General features: G+C 45.2%; 14 protein-coding genes. 7 read left to right on the forward strand and 7 right to left on the reverse strand.

The annotated features are described in order from the left end of the window. Nucleotides 1-191: 191 nt before the first annotated feature. Both ACFPIK_RS16485 and ACFPIK_RS16490 read right to left on the reverse strand, forming a co-directional pair. Nucleotides 192-1,895 (reverse strand): amidohydrolase, encoded by a 1,704-nt coding sequence (locus tag ACFPIK_RS16485; RefSeq protein WP_377917264.1) that lies wholly within the window; start codon nucleotides 1,893-1,895, stop codon nucleotides 192-194. Nucleotides 1,896-2,110: 215 nt separating this feature from the next. Then, nucleotides 2,111-4,195: a T9SS type A sorting domain-containing protein gene (locus ACFPIK_RS16490; protein WP_377917266.1), complete on the reverse strand. Its 2,085-nt coding sequence runs from the start codon at nucleotides 4,193-4,195 to the stop codon at nucleotides 2,111-2,113. A 90-nt stretch (nucleotides 4,196-4,285) separates the two neighbouring features. Between ACFPIK_RS16490 and ACFPIK_RS16495 the strand changes: the two genes are divergently transcribed. The 4 genes from ACFPIK_RS16495 (at nucleotide 4,286) to rnhA (ending at nucleotide 7,466) form a co-directional block, all read left to right on the forward strand. Next, entirely contained in the window at nucleotides 4,286-5,581 is a 1,296-nt protein-coding gene (locus ACFPIK_RS16495; RefSeq protein WP_377917268.1) for a UDP-N-acetylmuramoyl-tripeptide--D-alanyl-D-alanine ligase, read from the forward strand. 61 nt (nucleotides 5,582-5,642) lie between these two features. Continuing rightward, nucleotides 5,643-6,320, forward strand: coding sequence for a DUF2461 domain-containing protein (locus ACFPIK_RS16500; RefSeq protein ID WP_377917270.1), 678 nt, complete (start codon nucleotides 5,643-5,645; stop codon nucleotides 6,318-6,320). Between the two features lie 63 nt (nucleotides 6,321-6,383). Then, nucleotides 6,384-6,965, forward strand: a complete 582-nt coding sequence (locus ACFPIK_RS16505) for a MarC family protein (protein WP_377917272.1) — start codon at nucleotides 6,384-6,386, stop codon at nucleotides 6,963-6,965. Between the two features lie 42 nt (nucleotides 6,966-7,007). Continuing rightward, nucleotides 7,008-7,466, forward strand: a complete 459-nt coding sequence (gene rnhA, locus ACFPIK_RS16510) for a ribonuclease HI (protein ID WP_377917274.1) — start codon at nucleotides 7,008-7,010, stop codon at nucleotides 7,464-7,466. A gap of 20 nt (nucleotides 7,467-7,486) precedes the next feature. Here the strand turns inward: rnhA and ACFPIK_RS16515 are convergent, their stop codons facing one another. Both ACFPIK_RS16515 and ACFPIK_RS16520 read right to left on the reverse strand, forming a co-directional pair. Then, nucleotides 7,487-8,707: an ATP-binding protein gene (locus tag ACFPIK_RS16515; protein WP_377917276.1), complete on the reverse strand. Its 1,221-nt coding sequence runs from the start codon at nucleotides 8,705-8,707 to the stop codon at nucleotides 7,487-7,489. A 132-nt stretch (nucleotides 8,708-8,839) separates the two neighbouring features. Beyond that, nucleotides 8,840-9,964 carry a sugar phosphate isomerase/epimerase family protein gene (locus ACFPIK_RS16520; RefSeq protein ID WP_377917278.1) on the reverse strand — a complete coding sequence of 375 codons (1,125 nt, stop codon included), beginning with the start codon at nucleotides 9,962-9,964 and terminating at the stop codon, nucleotides 8,840-8,842. A 108-nt stretch (nucleotides 9,965-10,072) separates the two neighbouring features. Between ACFPIK_RS16520 and ACFPIK_RS16525 the strand changes: the two genes are divergently transcribed. Then, the gene (locus ACFPIK_RS16525; protein WP_377917280.1) at nucleotides 10,073-10,252 is read left to right on the forward strand and encodes a hypothetical protein; all 180 of its coding nucleotides are present in this window, start codon (nucleotides 10,073-10,075) and stop codon (nucleotides 10,250-10,252) included. A gap of 23 nt (nucleotides 10,253-10,275) precedes the next feature. On the opposite strand, the gene ACFPIK_RS16530 is transcribed toward ACFPIK_RS16525, so the two are convergent. From ACFPIK_RS16530 to yihA, 3 genes are read right to left on the reverse strand one after another with little or no spacing between them, the layout of a single operon-like run. Then, nucleotides 10,276-10,581, reverse strand: coding sequence for a hypothetical protein (locus tag ACFPIK_RS16530; RefSeq protein WP_377917282.1), 306 nt, complete (start codon nucleotides 10,579-10,581; stop codon nucleotides 10,276-10,278). Nucleotides 10,582-10,627: 46 nt separating this feature from the next. Beyond that, entirely contained in the window at nucleotides 10,628-11,050 is a 423-nt protein-coding gene (locus ACFPIK_RS16535) for a DUF5606 family protein (RefSeq protein ID WP_377917284.1), read from the reverse strand. Nucleotides 11,051-11,088: 38 nt separating this feature from the next. After that, on the reverse strand, nucleotides 11,089-11,700 hold the full coding sequence (gene yihA, locus ACFPIK_RS16540; protein WP_377917286.1) for a ribosome biogenesis GTP-binding protein YihA/YsxC: 612 nt from the start codon (nucleotides 11,698-11,700) through the stop codon (nucleotides 11,089-11,091). Nucleotides 11,701-11,821: 121 nt separating this feature from the next. On the opposite strand from yihA, the gene ubiE reads away from it, so the two are divergent. Together ubiE and porT are read left to right on the forward strand one after the other, a co-directional pair. Continuing rightward, a complete protein-coding gene (gene ubiE, locus ACFPIK_RS16545; RefSeq protein WP_377917288.1) occupies nucleotides 11,822-12,544 on the forward strand; it encodes a bifunctional demethylmenaquinone methyltransferase/2-methoxy-6-polyprenyl-1,4-benzoquinol methylase UbiE in 723 nt (240 codons plus the stop codon). Beyond that, the gene (porT, locus tag ACFPIK_RS16550) at nucleotides 12,493-13,302 is read left to right on the forward strand and encodes a type IX secretion/gliding motility protein PorT/SprT (protein WP_377917290.1); all 810 of its coding nucleotides are present in this window, start codon (nucleotides 12,493-12,495) and stop codon (nucleotides 13,300-13,302) included. The genes ubiE and porT overlap by 52 nt, the downstream gene beginning before the upstream one ends. Nucleotides 13,303-13,377: the final 75 nt, after the last annotated feature.

Raw genomic sequence — 13,377 nt, forward strand, 5'->3', positions numbered from 1 at the left:
GAGCTGTACTTTAGTCGGATAACCCATATCTAGTCTAATAACTAGATACAATATCCATAAAAAAAGGCCATAACTCCAAATTATGACCTACTTTTTTTCATCGACTAGTAAAGAGCCAAACATCAGAGACCTTCCAGGTTTTCAAAACCTGGAAGGTCAAACTCAGATTTATGACTTGAGATTTCTTAATTCTACCTTTTGAACACTACTTTTCCCCCCACTACAGTCATCTGCACCTTAGTTTGCAAAATTTCATCCTCGGGGATTTCCATAATGTTTTTGTCGAAAACGGTAAAGTCGGCTGCCTTTCCCACTTCAATCGATCCTTTGAAGTTTTCCTCAAACTCAGCAAAAGCGCCGTCTAGGGTGTAGGACTTCAAAGCCTGCTCACGGGTCATTTTTTGTTCGCCTTCGTAGCCTCCCTCCGGAAGTCCCTGAAGGGTCTTGCGGGTCACTGAAGCATAGAAGGAAGGAATCGGATCTACGGGTTCCACGGGGGCATCGGTTCCGTTGGCAATGCGGGCACCGGTCTTGAACAGGCTCTGCCACACATAGGCCCCATCGATGATGCGCTTTTCACCCAAGCGATCGATCGCCCAAGGTCGGTCCGAACTCAAGTGAATCGCCTGCATGGCCGCAATCACGCCCAACTGACCAAATCTCGGAATATCATCCGGATGCAAATGCTGGGCATGCTCGATGCGGAAGCGATGATCTTTGGCCTCGGGATTTTTAGCAAAAGCCGCTTCGTATCGATCCAAAATCTCCTGATTGGCCCGGTCGCCGATGGCGTGGGAGCAAACCTGAAAACCGAGCGGAAGGGCCTTTTCGGATACCTCTGTCACCACAGACATCGGAAGTGTTTCATGGCCTCGATGACCGGGCTTGTCGGAATAATCTTCTAGCAACCAAGCTCCCCAAGGACCAAGGGCACCGTCGCAATTCAGTTTGATCGAGCGCACCGTAAGGAAATGATCAGGGTCGATCATCGGGCCTTTTTTGTACCATGTTTCCAGCAACTCTGGCTGACGACCCGTAAGCATGATGTACATGCGGGAGGTGAGTTTGCCTTCGTTTTTGAACTTTTGAACCAAGTCGATCACATCCTGACCTGAACCCGCATCGTGGAAGGAAGTGATTCCTTTTTCGGCCAGTTCCTGTAGGGCCAAGGTGAGTGCTTCTTCATTTTTCTCAGGGGTAGTTTCAGGAATAAGTTTTGCCACCAAAGTGGAGGCTCGCTCTACCAAAACGCCAGTTGGGTTGCCAAGTTCGTCGCGGAGGACTTCGCCGCCTTCGACTTCCTGGGTGGGTTTCTCACTTCGTAAAGGGGTAATGCCTGCAAGTTCCATCGCCTTCTGATTGACAAAAGAGGCATGACCGGAAGCATGGGCGAGGTACACTGGATTATTGGGTGTGACCGCACTGAGAGCATCATGGGTTTGGAAGCCCTTGACGGTTTTCTCGGGCATTTGCAGCCATTTGTCCTGATGCCAACCACGACCAGTGATCCAGTCTCCCGGCTTGGCGGTGGCAGCGGCTTCGGCTACTTTTTGGATAAGTTCGTCGTAGGTTTTGACACCCATCAGGTCGATCTCCAGCTTGTTGTACCCGATGCCCATCAGGTGGGCGTGGGATTCAATAAATCCCGGAGTCATGGTTTTGCCCTGCAAGTCGATCACCTCGGTGGACTTGCCGACGTAGGCTTGGATTTCTTCGGTCGAGCCTACCGCCAGGATTAATCCGTCTTTAACGGCCACGGCTTGGGCTTTGGGATTAGCTTCGTCGACGGTGTAGATGATGCCGTTGATGTAGACTGAATCGGCGGGATTTTCAGGGCCGGATTTACATGCCCAGGCGAAAAGCGCCAAAAAAAGGAAGGAGTAGATGTTCTTCATGTGTAGATTAATTCTAGTTCTAAGCTAGCCGTTTTGGGGGAGGTGGGCAAATGGGATTATTTGGAAGGAAAGGTTCTAGTTCCCACAGATTTTCACAGATGAAAATCACAGATCATACAGATTTTGTAATTATCATTCAGTGGGAAGCTAAAATGTCATATTATATCTGTGCGAATCTGTGAAGAAAATCAGTGTAAATCTGTGAGAAACAAAAATCACCTCACCAGTACCTTCTTCACGACCACTTTCCGATCCTCGGTTTCCAGTTGTAAAAAGTAAACTCCGGGCTGAAGGGCTTGGGCTTGAATTTCGATTTCCCGGTTGGCGGGAATCTGGATTTCATCCAAAAGGATTTGTCCCAAGGAGGTGATCAATCGGGCTTTGGCAGGGGTGTTTGAGACTACCTTAAACGGCCCTGATGTCGGATTGGGGTAGAGTTTGACCAAGAGTTCACGATCTGTGGGAGAATCTGACTTTACGGATTTCAAATAGGTAATTCCCCCGCCTCGACTTCCCAAAATCAAATCTACATTCTCATCAAATCCCGGATTGACGACTGATATCCAGGTATTTCTTCCCAGTCGGAAAGGAAGGTTTTGTTCTCCGATTTTTACCAATACCTCCTCCCGAACATCGGAATTCATCATGTCTTTGGCCAAGAAAATTCGACCTGTTTGATCCACGGAGTACAGATCCGGTTTGTCTTGAATTCGCACCGCTACACTCAGGTTTCGGTTGGCGGGATTGTCCTGGTAGCCTAGAAAATTGGCCGTTTTCAGAGTTGCCGTCCGAGCCTCTAAATCTACCTCGTAGAGTGTCAGGCTTCCATTTTGCGCAGCAATTAGTAACTGATCTTTTCCCTGGTAGGGGAAAAATGTAAGCTGATCGCCCACCCGAAGCGTCAGGCCAACTAGCTGAAAATCATTCCAATTTTGACCTTGACCTCTTAGAAGTACTTGGTTTGGAACACCATTGGTAGCCCGCACTCCTGAGGCCAAAAGATAGGATTGGTTTTTGACGCTCCCGTATTCGATGAGTTGGACTTCCAAAAGATTCAAGGCAGAAAGGCTGAGGTAATCTTCATTCAGTAATTCGAATCGATCTCCTGAATAGCTCAGGCGATAGGCATGCCCTTGAACCGCATTTTCATTTTTGACATTGGCAGTCAGCCAAAGTTCCCCGGCAAAGACATTCCCCTTGAAATACGGCCTTACGTTTTCTCCCAAATCGAACAATTGATCCTGAAGAATCGGACGAATAACGCCTGTATTTCTCTCCAGCTTCACTACCGAATTGGCAAAGTCAATGCGAAAGGTAGCCGCAGTTTCATTGGTATTTAAGCTGACGATCAACTCATCTCCAATCATTCTACCCACATGAAATCTCGGGAATTGAGGCAGGGAACCATAGCCGGGAACTTGAGTAGAAAAGGTGCTGAATCGTGGGTTGACTGAGGTTCCCAAATTGGGAAGGAAATACAGGGTATTGCACTCGTCCCGACCCAGCAGCAAATCCGGAATGCCGTCACCCGTGAAGTCCCGATACAGGATGCTATGCCCTCCTGCATGCTGGATTCGGGCGTTTTCATCCTGCAGATTTCCTGAATTCAGAAGTCTTCCGTCACAGGTTTGCCCAAAACTGATTTGAGCGCAGGCGCAAAACTCAAAATTTCCCCAATGCCGGACAGGAAAAGCAAAACCGTCGATGTCGGGCGTACCTTTTCGCTCCACAGAAGTATTGCGGTAAAACTCCAAAAAGTCTCCCACAGCAAAATTGAAAATCACCAGATCCAAGTCCCCGTCTCCGTCCACATCCTGCAGCAGAGGCGTGTCTAGGTTGTTGGCGGGGATGTTATTGGCTCCATCCAGGCGGAGGAAGTTTTGTGCCAAAGTCCAGGCCACCTGAGTTCCTGAAGAAGTATTTCGAAATGCCCGTATGCCCAGAGGAGTGGATGTGAAGAGGTCCTTTTTCCCATCCCTATCAAAATCAGCCAATACCAAAAACCCGCTGATCTCTAGGGGGAAAAAATAGCTGAGCTCAGGTCTTAGACTGAAGTTTTCACCTTTTTGCTCAAACACCTGAAGTTGCCGGGAATTGATATCCCATACCACCCATTCTTCGACGCCATCACCGGTAAGATCGATGGTTTGGATTTGGGCGGAATTGATACCTTGGGAAAAACCGATAGGAACAGTTTCACCATTTACCTGCACAGATTTGCCTTGATCCCATTCAAAAATTGCCTGAGTGAAAGCGGGAGAAGCGATCAACAGAAAAATCAGGACAAGGAATTTTTGCATGGTAGAGTAAAATGAAACTCCAAAATAAAACGAATCGAGCTCCGCAAAGATGTACCGTTTGCGTTATTTTGTGGCAAATTTTCCCGAAAAATGAACCTCGAACTCCTTTACCAGCTCTTTCTGAAAAGCACCGGCGTCAGTACCGATACCCGCAAGATCGATGCGGGAAATCTCTTTTTTGCGCTGAAAGGACCCAATTTCAATGCGAATGACTTTGCCGCGAAGGCCTTAGAAATGGGGGCTTCGGCTGTGGTGATCGATGAGGAGAAGTACTTGGTGGAGGGCGACGAGCGCTATTTTTTCTGTGAAGACGTGCTTACTGCTTTGCAAAAACTTGCAACGCACCACCGAAGACAGTTTGACATTCCATTTATCGGGCTGACAGGATCTAATGGGAAAACCACTTCCAAGGAGCTGTTGCATGCTGTTTTGAAGCAAAAGTTCAACACATTGGCAACCATTGGTAATCTAAACAATCACATTGGCGTGCCTTTGACATTGCTCAGGTTGAAACCTGAACACGAGATCGCCATCATCGAAATGGGAGCCAATAAGCAAGGCGACATTCAAGAGCTTTGCGATATCGCAGAGCCTACTCATGGCTTTATTACTAATATCGGTAAGGCGCACTTGGAAGGAATGGGCGGGCCGGAGGGAGTTCTCAAAACCAAAACTGAACTGTATCAGCACCTGAGAGCAAACAAGGGGACAGTTTTCATTAACTCTCAAGACCCGATTTTTTCCAATATGATCAAGCGCTTTGAGAACCCGGTTCTCTATCCTGCCAAGGGGGATTTTTGCGAAGTCACTTTTCTCGGGGCCAATCCCTTCGTGAAGTTTGCTGTAGAAGGGGTTTCCGGTGAGCACTTGACCTCGTTGATTGGAGCTTACAATTTCGGAAACATAGCCAATGCACTGACGATAGGGAAGTTTTTCGGAGTGCCCATGGAAAAAGCCGTGGAGGGGATTGTCAATTACAAACCCGAAAACATGCGTTCCCAACTTATCGAGAAGCGCAGCAATCTGATCATCCTGGACGCTTATAATGCAAATCCGTCCAGCATGGAAGTGGCCATCCGCACTTTTGGTCAGATGACCGGGAAAAGGCACAAAATGATCATCCTCGGGGATATGTTTGAGCTTGGGGTACATGCTGAGGAAGAGCACAGAAAGCTAGGAGAAATTGTCAGCGAATATCCGATTGATAAAGTTTGCTTCACTGGAAAACTGATCGTCTCTGCACTGGAAAAAGCGCCAAAGGCACTGTATTTTCCTGATCCGTTCTCCTTTAGAAATTGGTTGGAAGACAGCAAGCTGGAAGATTACCTCATTCTGATCAAAGGTAGCCGTGGGATGAAGCTGGAGACCTTGGTGGATTTTATTTAAACTTAACCTCATTTTGGCGGTTTTGACCTTTAGTAATTAGCCTTCAAATTCCAGCCCTTCTATGCGTCCATATCTCGAATTTCTATCTACCCTTGCCAAAAACAACCACAAAGACTGGATGGATGCCAATAAGAAATGGTATACCGAGACGAGGACAAGGTTGCTGGAAGATGTGGAGGTTCTGCTTAAAGAAATGACGGAGATCGAACCGGAACTATCGGCTTTCAAACCCAAGGATTGTGTCTTTCGACAGAATCGCGATGTGAGATTTTCAAACAATAAGGATCCTTATAAGACGAATTTCGGGGTATATTTTTCGGTTGGCGGCAAAAAGTCACCCGGTCCTGGATATTACCTTCAGATTCAGCCTGGGAATTCATTCTTGGCAGGAGGTATCTGGATGCCTGAAGCGGATACGCTGAAGAAAATTCGAAAAGAAATCGACTATAGCGGTGCCGAACTTGAGCGAATCGAAAACGATCCGGAATTCAAAAAACTTTTCCCATCCATCGAAGGAGATAAGCTCAAAACCAGTCCGCGAGATTATGAAGCAGAGCATCCTTACATCGAGTACCTGAAGCTGAAAAGCTTCACGGTGTCGCATCCGATCTCGGACAAGGCCGTGGATTCAGGTGCTTTTTTGACCTTTGCCTTGGATGGTTTTCGGACCATGAAGCCGTTCAATGATTTCCTCCGACAGGCGATAGAGGAGGTCGAGGATGGTTCGGGTTTGCTCTGAGACTTTACTTTGAATTAATCTCTTCCATCTGGCTGCTGCGCAAAATCCCCTTACCTTTGCGCCATGGTTGATTTCAAACAAATCCTTTCTGTTTCGCTGATCCTTTTTTCCGTCATTGATATCCTCGGATCAATCCCGATCATTATCAATCTCCGTAAAAAAGTAGGTCATATTCAATCCGAAAAAGCCACCTTAGCCGCAGGGGTGTTGATGATTGCTTTTTTGCTGGTAGGAAAATCCATCCTGAGTCTTTTTGGCATCGGTGTGGAGGATTTTGCCATCGCCGGGGCATTGATCATTTTTGCTTTGGGGGCGGAGATGATCTTGGGAATTGAGCTATTCAAACCCGATCCTGAGGCTACTTCCAGTGCTTCAATCGTCCCGATTGCTTTTCCGCTGATTGCAGGAGCAGGTACCTTGACTACCATTCTGACCTTGAAAGCAGAGTTTGAGCAGGTAAATATCGCCATTGGAATCCTGCTCAATTTGATTTTTGTCTACATCGTCCTGAAAAGTACCACTTGGCTGGAGCGCAAACTTGGAAAAACAGGAGTCGATGTGCTCCGTAGAATTTTCGGTATTATACTCTTGTCCATCGCAGTGAAAATCTTCAAATCAAACGCCTTTCCAATCACAGTTGGATAAACTTAAGGCCGGAGACCCCGGCTTTTTTTATTTCTTTGTGCCATGATTATCATTTTTACCGACGGTGCTGCCAAAGGAAATCCCGGTCCGGGAGGCTATGGAGTGGTGCTCAAATTTGGCCAACACCGTAAAGAACTCTCCGAGGGTTTTCGACTTACTACCAACAATCGCATGGAATTGCTTGCCGTGATCCGTGCCCTTCAAGAGCTCAAGACCACTGAATTTCCTGTTCAGATTTACTCTGATAGCAAATATGTAGTAGATGCCATCGAGAAAGGCTGGCTTTGGGGCTGGCAGAAAAAAGGCTTCAAAGACAAGAAAAATCCCGATCTCTGGCTTCGATACATTCCGCTTCACCTGAAGTACAAGCCTAAATTCATCTGGGTAAAAGGACATGCCGGTCACCCCGAAAACGAACGCTGTGATCAACTGGCAGTGGCTGCCTCAATGGGTGCCAATCTTCCAGCTGATAAAGGGTATGAGCAAGGATTGGGGAATTGATTGGCTAAAGGCTTTGGATTTTATGGCGAGGAGAGGAATTCTTTTAGGAATGTTCTGACTGGGATAAGCCTGACAGTTTTTTCTTCCAGAGTTAGTTTGTCATTTTGGTCCATCGTGATGATGAAGCCCTCCTCTTTCCCGAAGAAGGTCATAGCCTCTACTAATCCATCCAGTTCTCGTTGCTTGTTATCCCCGTGCACCTGTTCAGTTACTTGGATGACCCACTTGCACTGCTTATTTTCCATTACAACGAAATCACATTCTCTTCGCTCATTGAAGTAGTATAGCTCAAAATCTTTTTTTCTCAAGAGGATAAAAACCAAGTTTTCCAGGAGTCTACCGTTGTCATTGCTGAAGCTGAGTGAGTTTGCTTTTGCAAATCCTGTATCGATAGCATAGACTTTTTTAGGATTTTTCGAAATGCTTTTAGCGGACCAACTAAACTTTGGTACGAAAAAGTACAAGTAGGCATCTTCCATCCAAGATAAATAGTCAGAGACTGTGCTGGGAGAGCCCACATCAAAGGTTTTTCTCAAACTATTGATGCTCGTCGTCTTTCCCACATTGGACAGGAGAAATAGAGCGATCTCCATCAGCGTTTTGGTGTTTTTGATACCATAGCGGATGGCAATATCCCTGAAGACAATGTCTTTTAGAAGATTCTGAAGGACTTCGGGATTTCGGTCTCGAAGAAATTCAGGAAATCCTCCTGAATACAGATAGTCTAGGAAACTCTCCTTGCTGTCTTCTTGCTCGCTGTATGCCAAATATTCAGAGTAGGAAAATGGAAACATTTCATAGGAAAGGTGGCGTCCAGTTAGCCTTGTACCCAACTCGCTGCTGAGAAGAGAGGCATTGGACCCGGTGATATACACTTTGCTTCCGCGGTCGTGTAGCTGTCTCACAAAAACCTCCCAACCAGTGACATTCTGGATCTCATCAAAAAAATAAACGGAAACTTCCTCCCCAAACACTTCATCCAATTTAGAAAAGTCACTGACCTCAAATCCGAATATTCTTGGATCTTCAAAGTTCAGATAGGCAAATTCTTGATGAGTATTGGTTATCAGCTGACGCATGAGGGTACTTTTTCCACAACGTCGTATGCCTGTGATTACTTCTATATGTGTACTTGAATGCTTAAATCCAGCGATTGCTTCTCGTTCAGTGAGCTTGGTTTTTTTTGATAGTCCTTTTTTCTGCCCACTCACTGCTGCCGCTAATTCTTCCTTAAGTACCATTTCTCTAGTGGGTTAAAGGCCTAAAGATATGATTTATTTTGAGGAAGTAAAAATATTTACTTTTGAAAAGTACAAAAGTTTACGCTGTCAACGTAAAATTTTGTACGGTTTTAGATAAATTATAGAGACAACTTAGCCCAAGTCATCCATCGTCACCAACGGAATATCAACCCTGTTCAAATCCTTCAGAGGCGCATATTCCCGAGAAGGATAGGTCCAGCCCTCATCGGTGAGTTCCCATAGCAATGGGGCTAAGTTTTGAACAGCTGCTTTGCATCCTTGGACGATGGCTCCCATTTTTCCGGTTTGCTTGGATAGGACTGCCTCATTTTCAATTTCAAAGGGTCCGGAGAAGCCTTTTTCTTTCAGCACATTCACAAAAGCCCTCCAATCCATGGAGTCTCCTAATCCAAAGCCTGGAAGCGTAGCTTCGTAATGATGCCGGTCCCAAGGATTTTTACTGGAGCTGATGCCCAGTTTTTCAGCCCATTCCGGGTGGATTTGCTGCATTGGGTACATGTTTCCCCAAAATGGATCTGGTACATTTCGGGTGGACTTCACGTGAATCCGCTTTAGGCGCGACATATCCGTATGTTTCATCACCTCTACCGGATCGGTATGCTGCCATACGTCATGGGAAGGGTCGTAAATTTCCCCGTGATTTTTTTCAGGGACTAGTTCGTACATGAGTTTGCGTGCAGCAAGTACACCGGTCAGGTTATTGAACGTGCCAGTAAAACCCGAACTTCTCCAGCCTTCCATGGGGCAGTTTTCGTAGAGTACAGTCACCCCAAGGCTGTTGGCATAGCGGATAATCGGTCCAAAAATCCGCTGGTATTCCAGCAGGTTTTTTTCAAAACCTCCCTCCTGATTGCCCAGTTCGTGATTGTATCCTACGAAGGTTCCAACTTTTACATCATTTTCATCACCTCCAAGCAGATAAGCCATTCGGATGAGACGCAGCAGGTGGTTTTGATTTTTGACTCTATGGATAGGATCGCCTCCAATCAGATTTTCAAACGCTCCGATAGAAAGTCGAAGTTTTGCTCCGTTGAATTGATCAATCAGTGCTTTCGCTTGGTCAGGGCCGAAGTTTTCATAATCTAGATGTGTAGCTACAAAGTCATCTCGGGTACCGTCTTTTCTAAACACGCAGAGATCTAATCCTTGAACGCCGATTTCAATTGCTTTCTCGACGGTCTGATCCAAATTAAGCTGATCAAACGCCGAAGTCATGATCCAGATTGGGTTTGCCATGGGTTTTGGGTTTGGCCTAAAAATAAAACAAAGACTTTAAGTAGGAAAACACCCTCAGTACAGTCGGTAAAAAAGATATCAAAGAATATTTTAGGCTACCTTTGGAAGATGCGCAGCGGAAAGAAAACGATCCAAGGAAGAAAATTGGAGATCATCAAAGGAATTTTGGAAATCGAGGATGTGGAGTCCATCGAATTTTTAGAGGCCTTTCTCAGAAATAAAATAAGAAGAATCTCCAAGGAGGATTTATTAGAGGGAGGTTCTGCTGCAGAAAAAGACCTTACTTAAACCCAAAGAAGAGGGATTCGTGATTATCCCTCCGAATATTTTCTTCTGATTTCCACCTTTTGCTTTTGTCGTTCCCAAAGGGCTTTAGCTAAATCAGAAGCCACCTGGTCAGGATCTGATTCGTGAAGGATCTGCTTCAATTTGTTTTCAGAAAGATCCACCCGATAGCAGATTTGAAGCAATCGTTCCAAGTTGCGATCCATCAATTGGCTGATGGCTTTGGCTAGAATTTCAATTGCTTTTTCCTCAGAAAATTCTTCTTTGACTTCCGGCAGCTGAAAGTCCTTGGTGATAAGCGAGTAGGTTTCCTGAGAGATAGGTTGATCCATAGTCATGTCCAAGAAAAAAGCCCCGATCACTCAGGGCTTTGGAAAATTAGGAGTTTTGCTCTGTTTCTGTACTTTCTTGAAGCACTTCAGGAGCACTTTTTCGGATCAATTGATACCATGCGTTGAGTTTTTTGATATCGGAGATATACACTCGCTCTTGGTCAAAGTCAGGAAGGACTGACTTCAAAAAAGCTCTCAATTCTGAATCGGAGGAAGTAGAATCTACTCCCGTGTCTCCTTTGTATTCGGCTTCGATTTTTTTCATCACGGACTCGAGAGGTTCGGCGCCTTCTTCGGTCATGGTATAGATCGAAATATCGTTGAGGATGGATACTCTCATGGACATGCCAGCTACCAACTTGGCTTTTTTCTCATCCAGAGACTCCAAAATTACACCCGAACGCGTCGGCTTGATAATTTTATACAAACCCGGCTTTCCGGCTACTGTTGCAATGTCTTTAAAGTTCATGGTCTTCTTTATTCAGGCTGCAAATATAGAACTCTCGATTAATTTCTTCCCTCGGCTTCAAACTCAGACACCAATTCATAAAGGAATCCGCTCAATTCCTCTTTCCCTTGCCCTTTCTCAGCCGAGGTTACGAAGTAGTCGGGTGTTTCTCCAAAAATTTCCACGAGCTTATTCAGGAAGGTTCTGACGTTTTTTTCGGTTTGGGTTTTGGATTGTTTGTCGGCTTTGGTAAATGCTACCGCAAAAGGAACGCCTTCTTCTCCACACCAATTCAAAAACTCCAGGTCGATTGTCTGAGGCTCCAGTCTGCTATCAATCAATACAATTACTCCGCAAAGATTGGCGCGATTAGTCAGGTAATCACTGATCATTTTTTCCCATTTCACCTTTTTGTCTTTACTCACTTTGGCAAAGCCATACCCGGGTAAATCCACCAAATACCAGCGATCGTCAATAGTGAAGTGATTGATCAACTGGGTTTTGCCGGGTTTTTGGGAAGTTTTGGCGAGTTCTTTGACTCCGGTGAGCATATTGATGAGGGAGCTTTTTCCGACATTAGATCGTCCGATGAAAGCGATTTCTGCCCGGTCAGGCTTTGGACACTTTTTCGGGTCAGTATTACTTACTAAAAAGGTTGCTTTTCGGATCATAACTTTTCAATTCGTGGCAAAAATACGTTTTTATTTCGTAAGGGCTTTTAGCCTTTGAGTTCAACAATTTTCGATTCCTCGGGTTTGTGTAGTAATATTGTGCCACCAAAGAAGATTCGTGATGTCCGTCGTACCCTACAAAGATAAGCAAGACCCAAAGAAGGCACAGGTAGCTGAAATGTTTAATAACATCAGTTCCAAATACGATTTACTCAACCATGTGCTCAGCTTGGGAATTGATATCATCTGGAGAAAAAAGGCTGTGAAGATGCTCAAGAAAGATCATCCAAAGCTCATTTTGGACATTGCCACAGGCACAGGAGACTTCGCCATCGAAGCGCTTGCCTTGAATCCTGACAAAATCATCGGAGTAGATATTTCGGAGGGGATGCTCTCTGAGGGAAGAAAGAAGATGATCAAGCGTGGCCTTTCAGACAAAATCGAAATGCTCCTAGGTGATTCCGAAGGTTTGCAGTTTGAGGATAATAAGTTTGATGCGGTCATCGTTTCATTTGGAGTCAGAAACTTTGAGAATCTGGAAAAGGGTCTGGCAGACATGTATCGGGTACTAAAGCCAGGAGGTAAAACCGTTATTTTGGAATTCAGCAAGCCGAAAGCTTTCCCAATGAAGCAGGCTTATGCGTTTTATTCCAATGCGATTTTGCCCCAGGTCGGAAAAATTGTATCCAAAGACAATTCTGCCTATACTTACCTTCCTGAGTCTGTACAGGCCTTTCCGGATGGGGAGGATTTTCTGGCAGTTTTGAAAAAAGTCGGATTTCACAGCACCGTATGCAAGCCACTCACTTTTGGAATCAGCTCCATCTACGTAGGTCAAAAGTAATTTTCCTTTTTGCTTCTTTCTTCTTGTTGGGAGTACAAGCGCACGCTCAGGGCTTATTTGGTCTAACCAGTACATCTGGTTCAGATGACAAGACGGTTTCTTATGGATTTTTCTTGGCAACTCACACCGCCACCTACCAAATCAAGTATTCCGATCTCTATTTCAATCAAGCAAATACGATTGGTAATCAGATTTACTCCATTTACCCAAAGTATAACCCCGGGTTTTCATTGGGATTCACGGGAATATTGAGACTTCATGACCAAACCAACCTCTTGTTCACTCCGAAAATCGGATTTTATGAGTACAGGGTGGATATCAATTATGTAACGGGTTCCACAATCACTTATCCTGGCACTGGAAATAATGTTGATCCTGTGCAAAGTAATCTTGGATACAGAACAGAAGAATTAGTCAATGAAGCGACCATTGTAGAGCTCCCGCTTCTGTTCAAGTACCGCTCCCAGCGATTCAATAATACCCGAATGTACTTCATTGGCGGAGGTAGTTACCAATTTCGTACGAAGTCTCAGGATGAGGCCAATCTGGATCCTATAGTAACTACAGGGCAAGACTTTACCCTTGAGGCGGGCATGGGTTTCGAAGTTTATTTCCGATACTTCAAGTTTGCCCCGGAGATCCGTTTTTCCCATGGATTGAATAACCTGTATGTTCCCGAGAAAAACAATCCCCAATTCAGAGATGCCATTTCTTCTATCCGAAGAAAAGGAATTACCATCTACTTCAATTTTCAATAAGTTCCGAAATTGATTCCGTAAAAACCTGACTTTAAAGGTTCTTTGGAAACCTTTGATTTCAGGCCAAACACTGGA

This window comes from Algoriphagus aquatilis (genome assembly GCF_042657405.1).
Taxonomy (GTDB): Bacteria; Bacteroidota; Bacteroidia; order Cytophagales; family Cyclobacteriaceae; genus Algoriphagus; species Algoriphagus aquatilis.

Excerpts from the sequence above, each read along its gene's own strand:
- ACFPIK_RS16495 (WP_377917268.1), top strand. The coding sequence starts at position 4,286 with ATGAACCTCGAACTCCTTTACCAGCTCTTTCTGAAAAGCACCGGCGTC.
- ubiE (WP_377917288.1), top strand. The coding sequence starts at position 11,822 with ATGTCCGTCGTACCCTACAAAGATAAGCAAGACCCAAAGAAGGCACAG.
- ACFPIK_RS16485 (WP_377917264.1), bottom strand. The coding sequence starts at position 1,895 with ATGAAGAACATCTACTCCTTCCTTTTTTTGGCGCTTTTCGCCTGGGCA.
- ACFPIK_RS16500 (WP_377917270.1), top strand. The coding sequence starts at position 5,643 with ATGCGTCCATATCTCGAATTTCTATCTACCCTTGCCAAAAACAACCAC.
- yihA (WP_377917286.1), bottom strand. The coding sequence starts at position 11,700 with ATGATCCGAAAAGCAACCTTTTTAGTAAGTAATACTGACCCGAAAAAG.
- ACFPIK_RS16535 (WP_377917284.1), bottom strand. The coding sequence starts at position 11,050 with ATGAACTTTAAAGACATTGCAACAGTAGCCGGAAAGCCGGGTTTGTAT.
- ACFPIK_RS16525 (WP_377917280.1), top strand. The coding sequence starts at position 10,073 with ATGCGCAGCGGAAAGAAAACGATCCAAGGAAGAAAATTGGAGATCATC.
- porT (WP_377917290.1), top strand. The coding sequence starts at position 12,493 with ATGCAAGCCACTCACTTTTGGAATCAGCTCCATCTACGTAGGTCAAAA.
- ACFPIK_RS16490 (WP_377917266.1), bottom strand. The coding sequence starts at position 4,195 with ATGCAAAAATTCCTTGTCCTGATTTTTCTGTTGATCGCTTCTCCCGCT.
- rnhA (WP_377917274.1), top strand. The coding sequence starts at position 7,008 with ATGATTATCATTTTTACCGACGGTGCTGCCAAAGGAAATCCCGGTCCG.
- ACFPIK_RS16505 (WP_377917272.1), top strand. The coding sequence starts at position 6,384 with ATGGTTGATTTCAAACAAATCCTTTCTGTTTCGCTGATCCTTTTTTCC.
- ACFPIK_RS16520 (WP_377917278.1), bottom strand. The coding sequence starts at position 9,964 with ATGGCAAACCCAATCTGGATCATGACTTCGGCGTTTGATCAGCTTAAT.
- ACFPIK_RS16515 (WP_377917276.1), bottom strand. The coding sequence starts at position 8,707 with ATGGTACTTAAGGAAGAATTAGCGGCAGCAGTGAGTGGGCAGAAAAAA.
- ACFPIK_RS16530 (WP_377917282.1), bottom strand. The coding sequence starts at position 10,581 with ATGGATCAACCTATCTCTCAGGAAACCTACTCGCTTATCACCAAGGAC.